This is a genomic window from Giesbergeria sinuosa (assembly GCF_042652905.1).
Lineage (GTDB): Bacteria > Pseudomonadota > Gammaproteobacteria > Burkholderiales > Burkholderiaceae_C > Simplicispira > Simplicispira sinuosa.
Map to the genome: position 1 here is coordinate 396596 of NZ_JBHSHJ010000001.1, position 16627 is coordinate 413222.

Genomic DNA, 16627 nt, shown 5'->3' on the forward strand with positions numbered 1-16627 from the left:
TGAGGCTTAGTTGGCGTAGTACCCTGGCTGCGCCACCGATTGTGGCTTGGCCGTGGGCAGTTCAAAGGCGCCAGCGGGGAGTGCATCGCTGTTGAGGGCTGGCGTGGTGGTGTTGTTCAACAACATGCCCCGCAACTTTTGCAAACTCTCTTGGAAAGAGCCGGTCAGGCGTTCACCTTCAGCACGGTTGGTGACGATATAGGGCGTGATAGTGATGAGCAGTTCGGTCTTGTCACGCACCTTTTTGGTGGAGCCAAACAGGCCACCAAAAACGGGAATGTCTTTGAAGCCTGGCACGCCCGTGACCACGTTGTTGCCCTTGTTCTGAATCAGACCGGCCAGCATGATGGTCTTGCCGTTCTCAATGGTCACATCGGTGGTGACTTTGCGCTTAGAAAAGCTGGGGTACTCTGAGCCGCCGGTAGTGACTGGATTACCCACGCTGCTGACCTCCTGAGAGATGCTCAGGGATACATTGCCCGACGAGGTAATGCTGGGCTTGACCTCTAGCAAAATGCCTGTTGGACGGTATTGCACTGAGTTGGACGTAGAAAAAGAGCTGCTCAACAAAGTGCCGCTGGACGGGGTAGATACGGTTTGTGTGATGACCGGAATTTCGTCGCCCACTTCCACCTTGGCAACCTTGCCGTCACTGGCCAGCACATGGGGTGTGGACAAGATATTCACGTCTGTATCTTGGCCCAACAAATTCAACATGCCAATCACTTGTCCGGCACTGCCAAAGATTGCATAGTTGAGACCCGAGCCGGAGCCAGCTACTGCGGGCGTGGCACCACTGGCACTGCTGACATTGGGCTTGATGGCCCCTTCCAGACCCACAAAGCCGGGCCAGCTCTTACCGTTGTACGACAGTGCCGACTTGAGCCACCACTCCACACCGTATTGCAGGGTATCGGTCAGGGTGACTTCGGCCACCATCACCTGAATCAGCACTTGGCGGGGCACAGAATCAAGGCGCTCCAGCACTTTGCGAATCTGTTGGTAGTCTGGTGCCGAGGCCCGAATAATCAGGGAGTTGGTCACCTCATCGGCAATGACCTGCACCGAGCCACCCAGCCCCGTACCTGTGCCGGTGCTGCCCTGTGCGCTGGGCACATTGCCGCCGCGTTCAATGGTGCGCGTGGTGCCTGCGGCGGCGGCGTTGGCCGTGCTGCCGGTGCTGCTGCCCCCCAAAGTTCCGGTAGTGCCAGCACTGGAGTTGCCAAAGGCCGAACTGTTGGCCGATGGCAGGGTGGAAGCACCTGCATTGCCCGCCGGTGCTGCGGCGCCTCCAAACAATTGCTGCAAGATGCCCGATAGATGTTGGGCATTGCTGTTGACTACTGGATAGACATGCACATAGGCACCCAGGCCATTGCGCGGCTCGGCGTCCAATGTCTTGACCCAGTGCTCGGCGGCTTGCATCAGCTTGTCGTTGGCCGTGGCTACGAGCAACGCATTCATGCGCACCACGGGCAGCACGTACACTTTGCTGGCATCGGTTCCGGCCCAGTTGAACAACCCTGAGGTTTTGAACAAGCCATCAATTTCCTTGGCCATATCATTGGCCTCGGCGTGCTCGATGGGCAACAGCTTGATCTGGACATGGTTGAAATAGTCCACATCCAGCGTTTTGACCATTTCAATGATTTTGTCTACATTGGCCTGCCGGTCGGTCACGATCAAGTGCTTGTTGGCCGCATCGTTGGTAATGGCGGCTTGGGGGCCAACAAAGTTGCGCAGTGTATTGACCAGCTGGTTGGCTTGCACAAAGCGCAGTGGAATGATCTGCATGACCATAGAGGCGGGCCCGACGCCTTGTTTGCCCACCGAATCGCGCACGGCAGTAGCGTCGCGCAGCACCTTGTAGGTTTTGCCTTGGCGCACGATAGCAATATTGCTGGTAGACAGTGCTGTCTCTAGTGCGCTAAAGATGTCGGCCATGCTGATGGCCCCAGTGCTTTTGAGCGTGACCCGGCCCTGTACGGATGGATCAATGATGTAGTCGAGCTTCAGAATATCGCCCAGCACGACCTGCAACACATCATAGATGTCGGCGTTGTCAAATTTGAGCGTCACGCCAGGATTAGGCGTATTGGATAGCTCTGCCCCCGATGGGGGGGGCGCACTGCTGGTGGCAGCACCGGGTGTTGGGGTGCTGGCGGGGGCGGCGGCGTCTGCGCTCGGTGGCTTGGCAGTGGGGTTGGGGGCCGTATTGCTTGGAGGGGGTGCTGCTGATGGGGTTGTGGGTGCCGGTTTGTGGGTTCCCAACAGCGTGGAGAGGGGGGTGTTGCCTGCCGCCTCTGGCGTTACCGGTGCCGCCTTGTCAGGGGGGGTGGGGGTGGCCGCACGCATCGGCTGTCCGGTGAAGGGGTTGACCAGTGGTTGTGGCTGTGCCAGCACGGTGGAGGCCATAAGAGCCACACCGGGGGCCAACAGGCTGGCTATGGCGATTTTGCGTAGCACGGGAGGGGACAGTTTGTTCATTGTTGCTTACGAGAATTCTGGGGATCGCTGTTGCCTTTGGCGCCAGCGGCAGCTACGGTGTCAAATCCGGCGGGCATGGGGTTCATGTGCAGGCCTGTCAGACGCAGGCTAATGTCCAACTGCTGACCGCCACGTTGGGGGTCTTGCACCACTTTGAGTTCCAGATTTTCTACGCCGATCTGTTGGGGTGAACGGGCCAAGGCCGCTTGCAGACGGGGCAGTTGCTGCGGTACACCGTTGAAGTGCGCTGTCATGGCAATGCGGCTGACCACAGTATTGATGGGCGTGTCTTGGATGTCGGTGAATTCGATGCCATCAAAATACAACGATTGCAGCAGTTGTTGCAACTGCGCCTGCATTTTTTGCGTGGCGGCCTGAACATCGGCCTCGACAAACAGTTTTTGCTGTAGTGGCAGGAATTCTGGTTCCAGTTTTTCGTGGCTGGTCGTGATCTTTTTGTTCAGCTCCAGCACGCTCTGGTTGTTTTCTGCCGTCATCTGTTGGTCGAGTGTTTCTTCGCGCTTTTCTAGGTAGCCACCCACATGCTCATCGAACAGGGAGGCCAGCAGCAACAGCACCACGACCGGAAAGGCAAAATATTTGATACCGTGTTCACGGTAAACACGTTGGACGGCACGTTTCATGGTTGGGCGGCCTTTGCTGGCGCAGTGGCTGGAGTAGCCTCCGCAGGCACCTGTGCGGGTGTGGCCTGTTTTTCTGTCTGTAGATGAATGGTGATGTCCTGCTGGGAGGCCAGAAAATCGGGCACAGGCATCTCAGTAAAAGGTTGGTATTCTGGCAAAGGATGCTCGTGCAGCCATTGCACGGCCGCTTCGTCACCCGTACCGGCCATCAACACCTTGTGGGCATCTAGTCGTAAATAGAGCAATGCTGCTGGCGCAGGAGGAAACACGGCCAATACTTGGGGCAGCGGTGGCAGTGTCAGACTCTCTTTCTCCTGTGCTTGGACGGCCTGCACTACGTCGGCCATCCACAATGTTTTGGCCTTGAGCAGTTTGGCTGCCTCGACTTTAGGGGCTTCTTTGCGCAGGCTCTCATGTGCTTGTTCAATCTGGCGTTCGAGCTTGCCATCGTGCCAGAGCATGCCAGCCAGACCCACCAGACCGACCACCCCCCACACCATGCTCCAGAAGTTGATTTTCTGCACCAGATACTGGTGGGTGGCTTGCAAGACGATGCCCCCGTATGGGGAGCGCCACAGTTGCTCCAACAAGGTAGCCTCAGACTGGGCCGGAAGGGGCTGGGTGGGGTGGTGCCAATCGTTGCCCACTGGCAGGCAGTCGGTGGACGCCCACAAGCCGACAGCACCCTCTTTGTGGCCCACTGTGCCTTCGGGCAAACTTGCCAGTTCGATTTTGAGCAAGCCCCCCAAGCCCTCAGCAAGGGCTGCAGGCTCGACGATGCGGCTGCGCAGTATGGCTCCATCTGGGGCAAAAATATGCAAAGAATGGGGTTGCCCTTTGTCCCCTTCGAGCACCATGCAAATTTGCCCTTTGGCCTGGCTAGACAAAGGCTGGAACAGTTGTGCCCGAGAAAAAAGCTCCACTGCCTGTAAACCACAGGCTGCGGTGATGCGCTCGATTTCGGCAACCCAGTCTTTGTGTATCCAGAGCAAGGATTTTTCTGTGCCTTGACCAAAGTGGGTGGTTTGGGTCAGAACGTTGCTGGGGGCAAAGGGTAGCAACGAGCCCACTTCTGCGCTGGCAGTGGCTGGGGTGGGCGCCAGTACGCCCATGATGTCACCTGCCAGCACCCAATGCACATCGCTGGATGCCGGAATTTGCCATTGCTGGCTGCACTCCTTCAGTGCAGACTGCACCTTCTGTAGGTAGTCATCCCCCTCGGGCAATGGGGTCTGGTGCGTGTGGGTTTGCTTCCAGCCCAGCCAGCCACGCCGAAAGTGCAGCACATGCAGGCAGCCAGGAGAGAGAGAGACGACCAGCTGGTGTCGTCGTGGTGGAGGAATGAGCCGATTGTGCATGGGGTGAGAAGCGTCAAAATCCTAAAATTGATCGTCAATGGTGTGTAGTGACTTCAAAAGGGCAGGTGGCGTTCTGTCCATTGGTCACCCACTTGCAGTGCCCCGTTTTTTTGAACCACTGTAGCCACGAGGGTATTGCCGCCCACTACGGGTTTGGCCCGGTGCAAGCGGGCGCGCAGCGTTAGCACAGGGCTGTCGGGCGTGGTCGCTGTCAGGCCGCTGCCCTGAAGCCATGCCTGAAACTGTGCTGGTGCCACAGCACCTGCGCGCCGCCACTGGGTCAACTGCTGCAGTTGTTCATCGCTGACATGACCCAGCACTTTGAACAGTGGCAAGGGAGTCAGGTCTCGGTCTACTTTTTTTTGCTCAGAGCCAACTACCAGCCAATGTCGCAAGCCTTGGGCGCCTGTGCCGGTGCCAGTGGACACCATGTAGCGTGGTATGTCGGGCCATTCCAGCAATTCTTGCAGACTGGCAAACCCAGCCCCACCCCGCATCCGGATCAGCTCCTGTTTGAACTCCACCAAGCGAGCCGCCAAGGTTTGGGCAGTTTGGGGGGAGGAGGCACCCAGCAGAACAAAAAGTCGCTGCCATTCCAAGGTTGTCAGTGTATTGGCATCGGGCAGCCCGCTGCTGTCTTCAATCAGCACATCAATGTGGTGCTGGCCTACAGCAATGGTGTAGGGCGTTGTTTGGGGGTGCCAGCGTTGCCAGTTGCGCAGCAATTCATCACGGGGGTCAAGTTGTAGCGCATCCACCGCAGAGGCGATGGCGAGTTGGGCCGTGGCATATTGCACCGCGCCTTGCAAGGCATAGTTCTCTTGGAGCAGTTCTTTTTCTCGTGCCAGCAGTTGGGTGTCTAGCCGCAGGGCTGCACTCACACCCAGCACCAGTGTGGAAACCACAGCCAGCAAGCCCAGCGCAAACAGCAACACATAACCTTGCTGTCGGCGGTCAGCACGGGAGTGGTGGCGGTGCAATCGTGGCAATGGTGGCATCAACGGGCTCCATCCCGATGGGCGGTATAGACCACCGCAGGCACATCGGCGTGCAAACCTGACAAAGCCAGACGCATCAGACGAGGGGGGGGTTGTTGGGCATCCCAGCCTTGTATCCAGCGCGGTTGGGGCTTGCCCTGTGCGTCCAGACCTTGCAACAGAAATGAGAAAGCACAGACTTGCAATGCAGAGGCCAGCACCTTGCGCGGGCCGTTGGGTTCGGTGGGGGGGCGCCGGGCTGCCGAGGTGCCTAGGGCCGTGGCTGGGGGCAGGGGCTGCGCTTGGTATACCAGAGACCAGCCTTTGCTGCCCGCTGTGGGCTCACAGCTGTAGCGTACCCTGGCCAGTGGCAGGCTGGCATTTTGTGCGGGCAGTAAGGGGTGTGCAGTATCAAATTCCAGCATGGCACCATCGGAGTGCACCCGCAGACCCCGCCCGGCCCATTCGTGGTGCAGAATGCGCTCCACCGCCCGAACGCTGTCTCGGGCAGGGGTGCGGGCCTGATGGCGGGCATAAAAATCCGAGGCCATCGACAACGCAATAGTTCCCACCATCGCCACCAGTGAGGACAAGGCCAGGGCGACAATCAGTTCCAGCAGCGTAAAACCCTGCTGTGGGTGTCTGGGCAACAGCCGTCTCGTCATGGTTTGGGGGGCGTTGTGCCTGCCGGGGGAGGCGTGGGAGCCGAGGGCGCTGCATTGTCCAGACGGTAAGTGACCAGCCGATACGACTGGGGTGCCGTTTTCGGCCCCCAGAACACTTCAATTTCTACCGTCTGCAATTTTTGGGTAAACCCGGTGAGTTTGGCCTGTTGTCGTGGTTCCAGCAAGGGTACAGGGCGTATTTGGACGCGATAGCCCAGATCCATGCCTGCAAAGCGTTCTTCTCCAGCATCGGCTGCCAGCAGGTAGTCTGGGTGGCTGAGCACCTCGTCAAGTTTGGCTTGGGCCAGTGCCATGGCTGCCGCATGGGCGGTGGATTTGGCCTCTAATTGTGTGCTGCCAGAGATGGCAGTGAACGCAATCGCCAGACCAGAACCCAGCAATACCATCGCCACTAGCACTTCAAGCAGGGTGAAGCCTTGCTGGCGCTGGTGGGTAGTTTTAGGGGGCAGCTGCCACCCAGTCTTGTCGTTCAATGCGGCCACTGATTTTTGCCAAATGAAAGATTTGCTGCATTCCTGTGGGAGTACGGATCAGGAAACGGGCCTCAGACAGACTGCCATCGGGATAAAACACCAGCGGCATGGCTGCCATCACCTCATCAGAGGCAGGCCGGAACTGGTAGCCAGGCGGCAGTTCTAGCACTGGGCGCCGTTCTTGGGCTGCCAATTGCAGCACGATGGCGTGGTGCTTGAAGTCCACCAGCGCCTGCACAGTGCCTCCACCCAGCACAGCCTTGTTGCGTAAACGCTTCAGATCAAGTTGGGTTCGGTCTAGCCAGTGCTTCTCATTGGCACGCAGGGCCATTTTGTCTACCGACACAATAGCCAGCCCCGTACCAATACCGATCAGCACCAGCACCAGCAGCAGTTCAATCAGCGTAAAACCCGATGACCTGAGCACAGCAGGGTGGCGGCAGGCCAAGGGGTTCACTCCCAACTGTTGATGTCGGCGCTGTCGCCGGTGCCTCCCTCTTTGCCATCGGCACCCAACGACGACAGCTCGTAGTCTGCCTTTTCGCCTGGTGCCTTATAGACATAGGAATTGCCCCAAGGGTCTTTGTCTACCCGTTTTTTCAGGTAGGGGCCACGCCATTTGAGTGCCTCGGCCTGATCAGCGGGTTTGTCCGATAGGGCACGAAGACCCTGCTCGGTGCTCGGGTAGCGCGACATATCCAGCCGGTATGTGTCCAGCGCCGCACCCACCATCTCAATTTGGGTGCGGGCCGCTTTGATTTTGGACGAATCGAGTTGCCCAAACAAGCGGGGGCCAACCAGCGAGGCCAGCAGACCCAAGATCACCATGACGATCAGCAGTTCGATCAGTGTGAAGCCGCGCGAGTGGCGCGCAGAGAAAGACGAGTTCTTGTGGTGGAATAGCATGTGTGTCAAAGCCTGCTCACAAAGGCATGTCATTGATCGAAAAAATGGCGGTTAGCATCGAAACCACAATGCCCCCAATCAGGCCGCCCATTAGCAGAATCATCATGGGTTCAAACAGGGCTACCAGATTGCGGGTGGCTTTCTGGATGTCCTTCTCATACTGGTCTGCCACCTTGATGAGCATGGTGTCTAGCGCCCCCGACTCTTCCCCTACAGTGGCCAATTGCCCTAGCAGTTTGGGAAAGAACGGATCAGCACGCACTGGCGCTGACACGCCCCGGCCTTCTTGTACTGCACGCACCAATCGATCCAGCGCCTTGCGCAGGGGGATGTGGTCGGTCAACTCACGCACGATGCGCATCCCGGTGAGTATCGGAACCCCGCTCGACAGCAGAGTTCCCCAAGTGCGGCACACATGGGCCAACTGCACCTTCAGCAGCAGTGGCCCCAGCACCGGCAGGCGCAACAGTGTCAGTTGCCAGCGTTCACGCCACAACTCATCGCGCAGCGCCATCATGAAGCCCACGACTGCCAGCACCAGCCCGATGACAAAGAAAATGCCATAAGACTTGAGAAACTCGCCCACACCAATCAAGACCGCTGCGGGCAATGGCAGGCTCTGGTTCATGTCCGAAAAGATTTGGCCGAACTTGGGCAGCACAAACACCGTCAGACCGAGCAAAGCACTCATGCCAAAGACGAACAACAAGATCGGATAGATGGACGAAGTGACCAGAAACGAGCGAAACTCCATGCTACGGGTGTAAAACTCTACCAGTCGCCGCATCACTACTGGCAACACCCCGCCTTCTTCGCCGGCCCGCACCATATTGATGTAAAGCCGTGGAAACACCTTGGGGTGCTGCATAAAGGCATCGGCCAAGGTGTTGCCCTTTTCTACCTCGAGCACCACCTGCTGCATGACAGCGCGGAAATGGGCTTGCTCTAAGCTGCCGGTGCTGATGTGCAATGCCCGGTCTAGGGGCAGTCCGGCATCCAGCAAAGTGAGCAATTGTTCGGTCATTGCCAGCACATGCTTGATGCTGACCCGTTCTTGGCCCCAACGCCCTGCCGCAGGGGAGAGGGGTGAAGACGGCGTGGTTGCCGTGCGCCCTTGCGCAGCCGCAGGCAAGGCTGCACCTACAGGCCGGGCGCGCGATGGCACCGTGGCCGAGGCAGACGGCAAATCGCTCTCTGTGGTGTGGGCGGTGGGACGTGGCCTCACTGTATCTCCTGGCGCGTGACGCGGGCCAGCTCTTCCAGCGTGGTGATACCGGCCAGCACCTTGCGAATGCCATCAGCGCGCATGGTGCGCACGCCCTGCTCGAGTGCCTTTTTGCGCACCCCTTCAGCGGGGAGTTTTTTGATGATGGCCTCTTTGATGGCGGTGGTCATGGGCAGCAGTTCATAAATGCCAGTGCGACCGGTGTAGCCCGATTGTCCGCAATGGCTGCAACCGCGGCCATGAAACAGTTGTGGCACTTGATCCGCAGACACGCCTTCTTCTGCCAAAAACAGCAAGTCGGCCTCAGTGGGCACAGTAGCCTCTTTGCAATGTGGGCAGACCATACGCACCAACCGTTGGGCCACAATCAGCACCACCGAGGAGGCAATCAGGTAGCTCTCCACGCCCATGTCCATCAGCCGGTGTGCCGCACCAAAAGAATCGTTGGTGTGTAGGGTAGAAAATACCAAATGGCCTGTGAGTGCCGACTGGATGGAGATTTCGGCCGTTTCTTGGTCGCGGATTTCCCCCACCATGATGATGTCGGGGTCTTGGCGCACGATAGAACGTAGGGCACTGGCAAAGGTCAGGCCAATCTGGGATTTGACCTGAATCTGGTTGATACCATCGATTTGGTATTCCACCGGATCTTCTACCGTGATGATTTTGTTCTCTGGCACGTTAACGCAGCCCAGTGCCGCATACAAGGTACTGGTTTTGCCGCTGCCGGTGGGGCCAGTGACCAAGATCATCCCATGTGGTTGGGCAATGGCCTGCTGCAAGGCTTGTAGGGTTTCGTCGTCCAACCCCAAAGACTCTAAGCCCATCAAGCCTGGCCCTTGGTCTAACAGACGTATCACCATGCTCTCACCATACACGGTGGGTACGGTAGAGACGCGCATATCTACTTGGCGCGCGGCCACTTCCATTTTCATGCGGCCATCTTGCGGCAGGCGGCGCTCGGCAATGTTCATTTTGGCCCGCAGTTTCAGGTGCGAGATGGCCGGGGTGTACATGCGCCGAGGAGGGGGTTCTGATTCGCACAACACCCCATCGACCCGATAGCGCACACGAAACTGCTGTTGCGAGATTTCTAAGTGCAAATCAGAAGCACGGCGTTCTACAGCACGCAGGAGCAGAGCCTGCACCAAGCGTACTACGGGAGCATCCTCGGCCAGTGCCTTGAGGGTCTCTAGGTCGTCATCAGGGTTGTCGCTGCTGCTGCCCACCTCGGCTTCGGTAAAGGCATGGGCGCCAGCACTTTCTGGGTGGTAGGTTTGGGCCAACTGGGCCGTAAGCCAAGCTTTGGGCACCAGGGTCAATTGGACAGGGGCGTTAAAAAACTGCTTGAGTGCATCCAAGGCTGCCATGCGCACAGGCACGGTAGCAGCCACTTGCACTGCAGCGTCATCGACCAAGAGCGGCAATAAACCGTTGGCCCGCAGAAAATCGGGCGACAGGCCGGCCACGGGCTGTATTTGTGCCAGCGGGGGCCGTGCAGTATCGAGCACGGTGGCCCGAAGGGTGCGTGCAAACTCGGCCAGAAGTTCTGCCTCCGCAGCGTCCGTTGCGGTGCCGGGGGGATGGCTGCTCATATTCAGGGAAATGGGGATGTGTTGCCAGAGGCTGTCTGGCCACGGTTATATGGGGCCGTGGGGACAAAGGAAAAGGGGATTCAGCGTCACAGCCAACCGCTGTGGTGGTCAGGCTGACATTCTACCGATTCGGCTCTGTTGACCCTAACAGGCTATCCACCCCATACAACACGGCCATGCGCTCTAGCGCCGATGGCAGCCCACACACGCGCAGGCGGCCACCTTGTGCCACCACCGTGCGGCGGCATTCGAGCAACACCGCCAGTGCCGAGGTATCAAATTGGCGCAGTGCCGATGCGTCCAACAGCAGCTCCCCCTCGGGCTGTATGGCCAAGGCCTGTTGTAAGTCCGCCAAGGTGGTGGCGGCTTGCCGGTGGGTCAATTCTGTTGGCAGTGCCAAGGTGGGGGGCACAGGGGCGTTAACGCTTGGTGGCATTGCTCAGGTTGCGGGCCGCTAGCGATTGAATCAGGCCATCTACGCCCTTGGCGTTGATTTCTTGGGCAAACTGGGTGCGGTAGGTATCGACCAGCCATACGCCCAGCACATTGAGGTTGTAGATTTTCCAGCCAGCACCTACACCAGGGGTTTTTTCCAATCGGTAGTCCAACTGCACAGGATCGCCGCGCCCCCGCACCTCGGTGCGTACCAGCACGTCCTTGTCTTCAGGGGTGGCACGCAGTGGCTTGACGGTGATGGTTTGGTCATTGACCTGTGCCAAGGCACCCGCATAGGTGCGCACCAGCAGGGTTTTGAACTCCTCCTGTAGGCGTTGCTGTTGTTGTGTGTTGGCTTGGCGCCAGCCTGGGCCTACAGCAGCCGCCGTCATGCGGCGAAAGTTGACGTTGGGCATGATGGTTTTGTCTACCAGCATGATGATTTTGTCGATTTCACCGGCCTTGATGCTTTTGTCGGCCCGCAAAGCATCCAGCACCTCGGTGGAGAGGCGGCGGATCAAGGCGTCTGGTGCTTCATCGGCAGCTTGGGTGGGTAAACTGACCCCCATGACCAAAGCTGCCAGTGTGGTGGCGGCCCAGCGGCCCAAAAAACGTCGTTGCATGAACTTCCTTTAAAACATCCAGTGTGTGATGGCCTTATTGTTCAGGCTCTGGAGGTAGGCTGCCATCGGATGCACCCCCTGTGGTTGGGCCGTTGTTGATGCCCGCACGTTGGTTGCGTACCCGCAAAAAAACATCGCGGGTAAAGGTGTATTTTTCCAGGGCTGCGCTGTCGAGTACCTCGCCAGCACGCAAAAAATTGGCACGGGTATCGACCAGACGCAACGCGTACAGGCTGTTGCGGGTGGCGACGTCGTCTACCCCATTGAGCAAGCTGCCTTGGCGGTCTATGGGCAGGGCCAAGGTGTCGCGCACAGTGGATGGCCCTAACAAGGGCAAAACCACATAAGGGCCAGTGGGCACGCCCCAACGGCCTAAGGTCATGCCAAAGTCTTGCTTGTGTCGCTCCAAGCGCATCTCGCTGGCAATATCGAGCACCCCCCCGAAGCCCAAGAAGGTGTTGATGCCAAAGCGGAACAGACTGCTCATGGCGCCCTCACCACGCAGTTGCAGGGTGTTGTTCACAAACGACCAAGCATCGCCCAAATTGGCAAAAAAATTGCTGACGCCTGTGCGGGCCAGCGCAGGCACCGCCTGTTGGTAACCCGTGGCGACGGGTTTGAGCACGGCCTCATCCAATGCGTCATTGAATTGGCTCATGCTGCGGTTGTAAGACTCAAAGGGGTCTTGTGGATGGGCCTGTGGGTGGGTGGCACAACCGGCCAGCACCAAGGTGGAGACGGCCAAGGCACCCATCCAACGGCGGGCCAGGGGGTAAGGAGCCTGACTGTGGCAGGCGGTAGCAGGAGGGAGAGTGGATGTCATTATTTTTTGTTGTCTGTGGTGGCGGGCTCGGACTCGGCGGCCTTGCTAAACAGGAACTGGCTGATCAGGTTTTCCAGCACCACAGCCGATTGGGTGGCCGTTACTACATCACCAGAGGCCAGAGAGGCTTCATCGGCCCCAGCCTCGATGCCAATATATTGCTCACCCAGCAAACCGCTTGTGAGAATTTTCAGCGAACTGTCTTTGGGGAAAGCGTAACGCTTTTGCAACATCAGTGTGACTTGGGCTTGGAAGGTTTTGTCATTGAACGTGATGGATTCAACCCGGCCCACCACCACGCCAGCACTGCGCACCGCTGCCTGGGGCTTGAGTCCGCCGATGTTGTCAAAACGTGCTGTGACACGGTAGCCCGACTCAAAGTTGAGCGTGAGCAGGTTGGCCGATTGCAAGGCCAGGAATACCAGCGCCAGCGCCCCCAGCATGACAAACAGGCCCACCCAGACATCGTTCTTGGATTGCTGCATTGATTCTTCTTTCTTGTGACGCACGCCATGGCAGGCGTCAGATACTGAACATGGTGGCTGTGAGCACAAAATCCAGCCCCAGCACCGCCAATGAGGCCATCACTACGGTGCGTGTGGTAGCCCGTGAAACCCCCTCGGGGGTGGGGTTGGCGGTGTAGCCTTGGAGCAGTGCCACAAAGGTGACGGTAAAACCAAAGGCCACGCTTTTGATGACACTGTTGCCCAGATCACTGAACACATCCACCCCGCCCTGCATTTGGCTCCAGAAGGCGCCACCGTCCAGGCCCAGCATGGGTACAGCCACAGCCCAGCCACCCATCACGCCCACGGCATTGAACACCAGTGAGAGCACGGGCATGGCTATGACACCCGCCCAGAAGCGCGGTGCCAGAATGCGTTGCACGGGGTCTACGGCCATCATCTCCATGGCACTGAGTTGCTCACCGGCCCGCATTAGGCCAATTTCTGCGGTGAGGGAAGTGCCTGCCCGCCCTGCAAACAGCAACGCGGTGATGACGGGCCCCAGTTCGCGCAGCAGGCTCAGGGCCACCAGTTGGCCCAGTGCCTCGGTGGAGCCAAAGTCCTGCAAGGTGTAGTAGCCCTGCAAGGCCATGACGAAACCCACAAACAGACCAGACACTGCAATGATGGCCAGCGAGTAGTTGCCCAAAAAATGCACTTGGTCACGCACCAGCCCAGGGCGTGCCAATGTGGCGGGCAGCAGTTGCAGCAAGCGGCCCAGCAGTCGGGCACTTTGGCCTGTGGCAGCGAGCTGGCGGCGCACAGCCAAACCTACAGTGGCAGGGTGGTACCAGCTCATGGGTGGCCTTTGTCTATGGGGCCAAAATCCTGCGCCACATGGGGGCCAGGGTAGTGGAATGGCACGGGCCCAGTGGGCAGGGCGTGAACAAACTGGTGTACCAGTGGGTCAGTGCTGTGGCGTACGTCGTTGGGGGTGCCTTGGGCCGCAACGGTACCAGGGCCAAGAATCACCACATGGTCGGCAATCTGAAAGGTGATTTCTACATCGTGCGAGACGATGATGGTGGTTAACCCCATGGCATCATTGAGTTGGCGGATCAGCTGTGCTGCCGTCCCTAAAGAAATGGGGTCTAACCCGGCGAAGGGTTCGTCGTACATCACCAGCTCTGGGTCGAGGGCAATCGAGCGAGCCAAGGCCACCCGTCGGGCCATGCCCCCAGAGATTTGGGCTGGCATCAGGTCGCGTGCGCCACGCAAGCCCACTGCATGTAGCTTCATGAGCACAATGTCACGGATCAGGGCAGCCGGAAGGTTGGTGTGCTCACGCAACGGAAAAGCCACGTTGTCAAACACCGTCATATCGGTAAACAACGCACCAAACTGGAACAACATGCCCATGCGCCGACGGGCTGCATACAGTGCATTGGTGTCCATGCGGCCTACCTCTTGGCCATCAAACAGCACCTGTCCTTGCTGGGCTTTTTGTTGGCCGCCAATCAGGCGTAGCACAGTGGTTTTACCACCGCCCGAAGCACCCATGATGGTTGTGACTTTGCCGCGCGGCACTGCCAAAGACAAGCCGCGCAGAATGGGGCGATCGCCATAATTGAAATGGACATCGCGCAGCTCGACAAAAGCGGCAGAAGAGGGGGGAAGGGATGAGAGCATGAAAAGGCGAAACGCAACCTGCAATGATATGGGTTAAGGACTGGCCCTATGGTGCATTAGGTTTATTGGCCTTGGAGGGGTGGCTATGATCAGATTCTTTGCCCGTTCCTCTGTCAGGTGGTGAAAGAGGTTTTTTCATGGTTCATGCCCCGCATCCAGCTTTGTCTCCAGCATCCTCTGTCGGCGGTCAGGCCAGTGGCCTGCACCTGACGGCCGATTTATATGGTTGCCAAGGCGACCAGCATCTGATGCACGATGCGGCCGGTTTGCAGGCATTTTGCCAAGCCAGTGTAGAAGCAGCAGGGTTGACAGCGGTGGGGTGCTTGTTTCACCATTTTGGTGAGCAAGGGGGGGTCACTGGCGTGGTGGTGCTGGCCGAGTCCCATTTGTGCATTCACACTTGGCCCGAGGCCGCCTATGTGACGTTGGATGTGTATGTTTGCAATTATTCCAGCGACAACCGGCATAAGGCAGAGCAATTGTTTGGCACTTTACAGCGGGCCTTTCAGGCTGGTGATGCCCGGCTGCACCGCATTGAGCGCGGTTGAATGCGTGCCACAGAGCAGGGCATCTGCTCAAACAGGCGCTGACAGCCGTGCCTTGCCTTGGTGCAGATGAAAAACGCTGACCACTTGGGTGAGGCTGTCGGCCTGACCGTGCAGGGCATCGGCAGCAGTGGCTGCCTGCTCTACCATCGCTGCATTTTGTTGTGTGGCGACTTCCATCTGCTCAATCGCCAGATGTACCTGTTCGATCCCTGCGCTTTGTTCGGCGCTGGCCGCCGTGATTTCGCCCATGATGTCAGTGACACGGCTGATACTGGCCACAATTTGCTCCATGGTGTGACCCGCCTGCTCTACCAGATGGCTGCCAGTTTCGACTTTATCGACCGAATCGCTGATCAATGTTTTGATCTCTTTGGCCGCCTCGGCACTGCGCCCCGCCAAGTTGCGCACTTCAGATGCCACCACGGCAAACCCTCGGCCTTGTTCGCCAGCACGGGCGGCCTCAACGGCGGCATTGAGCGCCAGAATGTTGGTTTGGAATGCGATGCCATCAATCACACTGATGATGTCCACAATCTTTTTCGATGAGGTGTTGATGGAGCGCATGGTATCGACCACCTGTGCCACCACTTCTCCACCTTGGGTGGCTACCTGTGATGCGGATTGTGCGAGCTGGTTGGCCTGACGGGCATTGTCGGCATTTTGCTTGACCGTGCCTGTGAGCGTCTCCATCGAGGTTGCTGTTTCTTCCAAAGAGGTTGCTTGCTGCTCGGTGCGCACCGACAGTTCAGTATTGCCTGCGGCAATTTGGCTAGAGGCAGTCGCGATGGTGTCGGTACTGGTGCGTACTTGCTGCACGGTATGGAGCAAACTGGTATTCATGTCTTTGAGGGCTTGCATCAGCTCGCCCGTTTCATCGCTGGACTCGACAACGATATCCATCGTCAAGTCACCGCTAGACACATGCCGTGCCACCTCCACTGCCTTGTGCAGCGGGCGGGTGATGCTGCGGGTGGTGCCCCAAGCCAGTGCGCTGCCCACAAGCACGGCTACCACTGCGACGGCATACAGAAACTGGCCCAAATGGCGACTGGCGGCCTCTGCCTGTGCGCGCATTTGCTGCTCGGCGGTTTGTTGCAATTGCACCAGTTGGTTGATTTCTACCAGCACTTGGCGATAAATGGGGTCGATTTGCTTGGCAATAATGCGGGCGACGCCTTCGGTATCAAAAGCCAAGGCTTGGCCAATTGCCTGCGCCGTAGGTGCCTCTAAGCCTTTTTCCAGTTGTGTGATACGGCCAAAGATGGCTTTTTCTTCTTCATTGGCCCCCAAGGCCATCAGTTGCTCGCGGGCTTGGGCAAACAGCTTCCATTGTTCTTTGAGCCGCGCCTCCTCCTTGTTCATTTCTACCACTTCGGTGTGTAGGCCAATGCTGCGGATGGATACGACCCCTTCGAGTTGCGCCGCCTTCATGGCGGTCGTCCATTTGAGCTTGGCACTGGCCAGCTCTAAGCCTTGAAACAACTGTGCTTGGTTGCGGGCATTGCTGATATTGACCAGTGCCACCACGGCAATCAACAGGGCGAGGATGATGCCAAAGCCGATTTTTAGGCGCGTGCCAATACGCAGGTCATTGATCTTCATATTTTCATCCACGCCCTGTTGGGGCGCTATCCAACCACAGCGGGTTTGGGCTAAGGAGCGATAACGCTGACCCATGCCACCACAATGCTGTGCTGGCATGGAGGAGAGAG

18 protein-coding genes are annotated in these 16627 nt (G+C 58.2%); 1 reads left to right on the forward strand and 17 read right to left on the reverse strand.

What is annotated here, in order from left to right; translation table 11 throughout:
* Window positions 1-6: 6 nt before the first annotated feature.
* The 16 genes from gspD to ACFO6X_RS01865 all read right to left on the reverse strand — a co-directional run bounded on the left by gspD (window position 7) and on the right by ACFO6X_RS01865 (window position 14367).
* The gene (gspD, locus tag ACFO6X_RS01790) at window positions 7-2487 is read right to left on the reverse strand and encodes a type II secretion system secretin GspD (RefSeq protein ID WP_382429441.1); all 2481 of its coding nucleotides are present in this window, start codon (window positions 2485-2487) and stop codon (window positions 7-9) included.
* Window positions 2484-3131 carry a GspMb/PilO family protein gene (locus ACFO6X_RS01795; RefSeq protein ID WP_382429444.1) on the reverse strand — a complete coding sequence of 216 codons (648 nt, stop codon included), beginning with the start codon at window positions 3129-3131 and terminating at the stop codon, window positions 2484-2486. Before ACFO6X_RS01795 ends, gspD begins: the two co-directional genes overlap by 4 nt.
* Complete coding sequence (locus tag ACFO6X_RS01800) at window positions 3128-4489, reverse strand: hypothetical protein (protein WP_382429446.1); 1362 nt, start codon at window positions 4487-4489, stop codon at window positions 3128-3130. The genes ACFO6X_RS01795 and ACFO6X_RS01800 overlap by 4 nt, the downstream gene beginning before the upstream one ends.
* 53 nt (window positions 4490-4542) lie before the next feature.
* Window positions 4543-5487 carry a hypothetical protein gene (locus ACFO6X_RS01805; RefSeq protein ID WP_382429448.1) on the reverse strand — a complete coding sequence of 315 codons (945 nt, stop codon included), beginning with the start codon at window positions 5485-5487 and terminating at the stop codon, window positions 4543-4545.
* On the reverse strand, window positions 5487-6131 hold the full coding sequence (locus ACFO6X_RS01810; protein WP_382429450.1) for a type II secretion system protein: 645 nt from the start codon (window positions 6129-6131) through the stop codon (window positions 5487-5489). The genes ACFO6X_RS01805 and ACFO6X_RS01810 overlap by 1 nt, the downstream gene beginning before the upstream one ends.
* Window positions 6128-6634, reverse strand: coding sequence for a type II secretion system protein (locus ACFO6X_RS01815; RefSeq protein ID WP_382429452.1), 507 nt, complete (start codon window positions 6632-6634; stop codon window positions 6128-6130). The genes ACFO6X_RS01810 and ACFO6X_RS01815 overlap by 4 nt, the downstream gene beginning before the upstream one ends.
* Entirely contained in the window at window positions 6591-7073 is a 483-nt protein-coding gene (locus tag ACFO6X_RS01820; protein ID WP_382429454.1) for a prepilin-type N-terminal cleavage/methylation domain-containing protein, read from the reverse strand. The genes ACFO6X_RS01815 and ACFO6X_RS01820 overlap by 44 nt, the downstream gene beginning before the upstream one ends.
* A gap of 5 nt (window positions 7074-7078) precedes the next feature.
* Window positions 7079-7531: a type II secretion system major pseudopilin GspG gene (gspG, locus tag ACFO6X_RS01825; RefSeq protein WP_382429456.1), complete on the reverse strand. Its 453-nt coding sequence runs from the start codon at window positions 7529-7531 to the stop codon at window positions 7079-7081.
* 16 nt (window positions 7532-7547) lie between these two features.
* Window positions 7548-8756 (reverse strand): type II secretion system F family protein, encoded by a 1209-nt coding sequence (locus tag ACFO6X_RS01830; RefSeq protein WP_382429458.1) that lies wholly within the window; start codon window positions 8754-8756, stop codon window positions 7548-7550.
* The gene (locus ACFO6X_RS01835; protein WP_382429460.1) at window positions 8753-10351 is read right to left on the reverse strand and encodes a GspE/PulE family protein; all 1599 of its coding nucleotides are present in this window, start codon (window positions 10349-10351) and stop codon (window positions 8753-8755) included. Before ACFO6X_RS01835 ends, ACFO6X_RS01830 begins: the two co-directional genes overlap by 4 nt.
* 121 nt (window positions 10352-10472) lie before the next feature.
* Window positions 10473-10787: an STAS domain-containing protein gene (locus ACFO6X_RS01840; protein ID WP_382429462.1), complete on the reverse strand. Its 315-nt coding sequence runs from the start codon at window positions 10785-10787 to the stop codon at window positions 10473-10475.
* A complete protein-coding gene (locus tag ACFO6X_RS01845) occupies window positions 10771-11409 on the reverse strand; it encodes an MlaC/ttg2D family ABC transporter substrate-binding protein (RefSeq protein WP_382429464.1) in 639 nt (212 codons plus the stop codon). The genes ACFO6X_RS01840 and ACFO6X_RS01845 overlap by 17 nt, the downstream gene beginning before the upstream one ends.
* 34 nt (window positions 11410-11443) lie before the next feature.
* Window positions 11444-12232: an MlaA family lipoprotein gene (locus ACFO6X_RS01850; RefSeq protein ID WP_382429466.1), complete on the reverse strand. Its 789-nt coding sequence runs from the start codon at window positions 12230-12232 to the stop codon at window positions 11444-11446.
* Complete coding sequence (gene mlaD / locus ACFO6X_RS01855; protein ID WP_382429468.1) at window positions 12232-12717, reverse strand: outer membrane lipid asymmetry maintenance protein MlaD; 486 nt, start codon at window positions 12715-12717, stop codon at window positions 12232-12234. Before mlaD ends, ACFO6X_RS01850 begins: the two co-directional genes overlap by 1 nt.
* 37 nt (window positions 12718-12754) lie before the next feature.
* Window positions 12755-13537 (reverse strand): lipid asymmetry maintenance ABC transporter permease subunit MlaE, encoded by a 783-nt coding sequence (gene mlaE / locus ACFO6X_RS01860; RefSeq protein ID WP_382429470.1) that lies wholly within the window; start codon window positions 13535-13537, stop codon window positions 12755-12757.
* Complete coding sequence (locus ACFO6X_RS01865; RefSeq protein WP_382429472.1) at window positions 13534-14367, reverse strand: ABC transporter ATP-binding protein; 834 nt, start codon at window positions 14365-14367, stop codon at window positions 13534-13536. The genes mlaE and ACFO6X_RS01865 overlap by 4 nt, the downstream gene beginning before the upstream one ends.
* A gap of 137 nt (window positions 14368-14504) precedes the next feature.
* Here ACFO6X_RS01865 and speD point away from each other — a divergent pair, with 137 nt between their 5' ends.
* Window positions 14505-14915 carry an adenosylmethionine decarboxylase gene (gene speD, locus ACFO6X_RS01870; protein WP_382429474.1) on the forward strand — a complete coding sequence of 137 codons (411 nt, stop codon included), beginning with the start codon at window positions 14505-14507 and terminating at the stop codon, window positions 14913-14915.
* Between the two features lie 27 nt (window positions 14916-14942).
* Here the strand turns inward: speD and ACFO6X_RS01875 are convergent, their stop codons facing one another.
* Complete coding sequence (locus ACFO6X_RS01875) at window positions 14943-16616, reverse strand: methyl-accepting chemotaxis protein (RefSeq protein ID WP_382429476.1); 1674 nt, start codon at window positions 16614-16616, stop codon at window positions 14943-14945.
* Window positions 16617-16627 lie beyond the last annotated feature (11 nt).

Coding starts and splice junctions, on each gene's coding strand:
- ACFO6X_RS01795 (WP_382429444.1), bottom strand. CDS start 3,131: ATGAAACGTGCCGTCCAACGTGTTTACCGTGAACACGGTATCAAATAT.
- ACFO6X_RS01865 (WP_382429472.1), bottom strand. CDS start 14,367: ATGCTCTCATCCCTTCCCCCCTCTTCTGCCGCTTTTGTCGAGCTGCGC.
- gspD (WP_382429441.1), bottom strand. CDS start 2,487: ATGAACAAACTGTCCCCTCCCGTGCTACGCAAAATCGCCATAGCCAGC.
- ACFO6X_RS01810 (WP_382429450.1), bottom strand. CDS start 6,131: ATGACGAGACGGCTGTTGCCCAGACACCCACAGCAGGGTTTTACGCTG.
- ACFO6X_RS01850 (WP_382429466.1), bottom strand. CDS start 12,232: ATGACATCCACTCTCCCTCCTGCTACCGCCTGCCACAGTCAGGCTCCT.
- ACFO6X_RS01875 (WP_382429476.1), bottom strand. CDS start 16,616: ATGCCAGCACAGCATTGTGGTGGCATGGGTCAGCGTTATCGCTCCTTA.
- mlaE (WP_382429470.1), bottom strand. CDS start 13,537: ATGAGCTGGTACCACCCTGCCACTGTAGGTTTGGCTGTGCGCCGCCAG.
- speD (WP_382429474.1), top strand. CDS start 14,505: ATGGTTCATGCCCCGCATCCAGCTTTGTCTCCAGCATCCTCTGTCGGC.
- gspG (WP_382429456.1), bottom strand. CDS start 7,531: ATGCTATTCCACCACAAGAACTCGTCTTTCTCTGCGCGCCACTCGCGC.
- ACFO6X_RS01805 (WP_382429448.1), bottom strand. CDS start 5,487: ATGCCACCATTGCCACGATTGCACCGCCACCACTCCCGTGCTGACCGC.
- ACFO6X_RS01845 (WP_382429464.1), bottom strand. CDS start 11,409: ATGCAACGACGTTTTTTGGGCCGCTGGGCCGCCACCACACTGGCAGCT.
- ACFO6X_RS01840 (WP_382429462.1), bottom strand. CDS start 10,787: ATGCCACCAAGCGTTAACGCCCCTGTGCCCCCCACCTTGGCACTGCCA.
- mlaD (WP_382429468.1), bottom strand. CDS start 12,717: ATGCAGCAATCCAAGAACGATGTCTGGGTGGGCCTGTTTGTCATGCTG.
- ACFO6X_RS01835 (WP_382429460.1), bottom strand. CDS start 10,351: ATGAGCAGCCATCCCCCCGGCACCGCAACGGACGCTGCGGAGGCAGAA.
- ACFO6X_RS01800 (WP_382429446.1), bottom strand. CDS start 4,489: ATGCACAATCGGCTCATTCCTCCACCACGACGACACCAGCTGGTCGTC.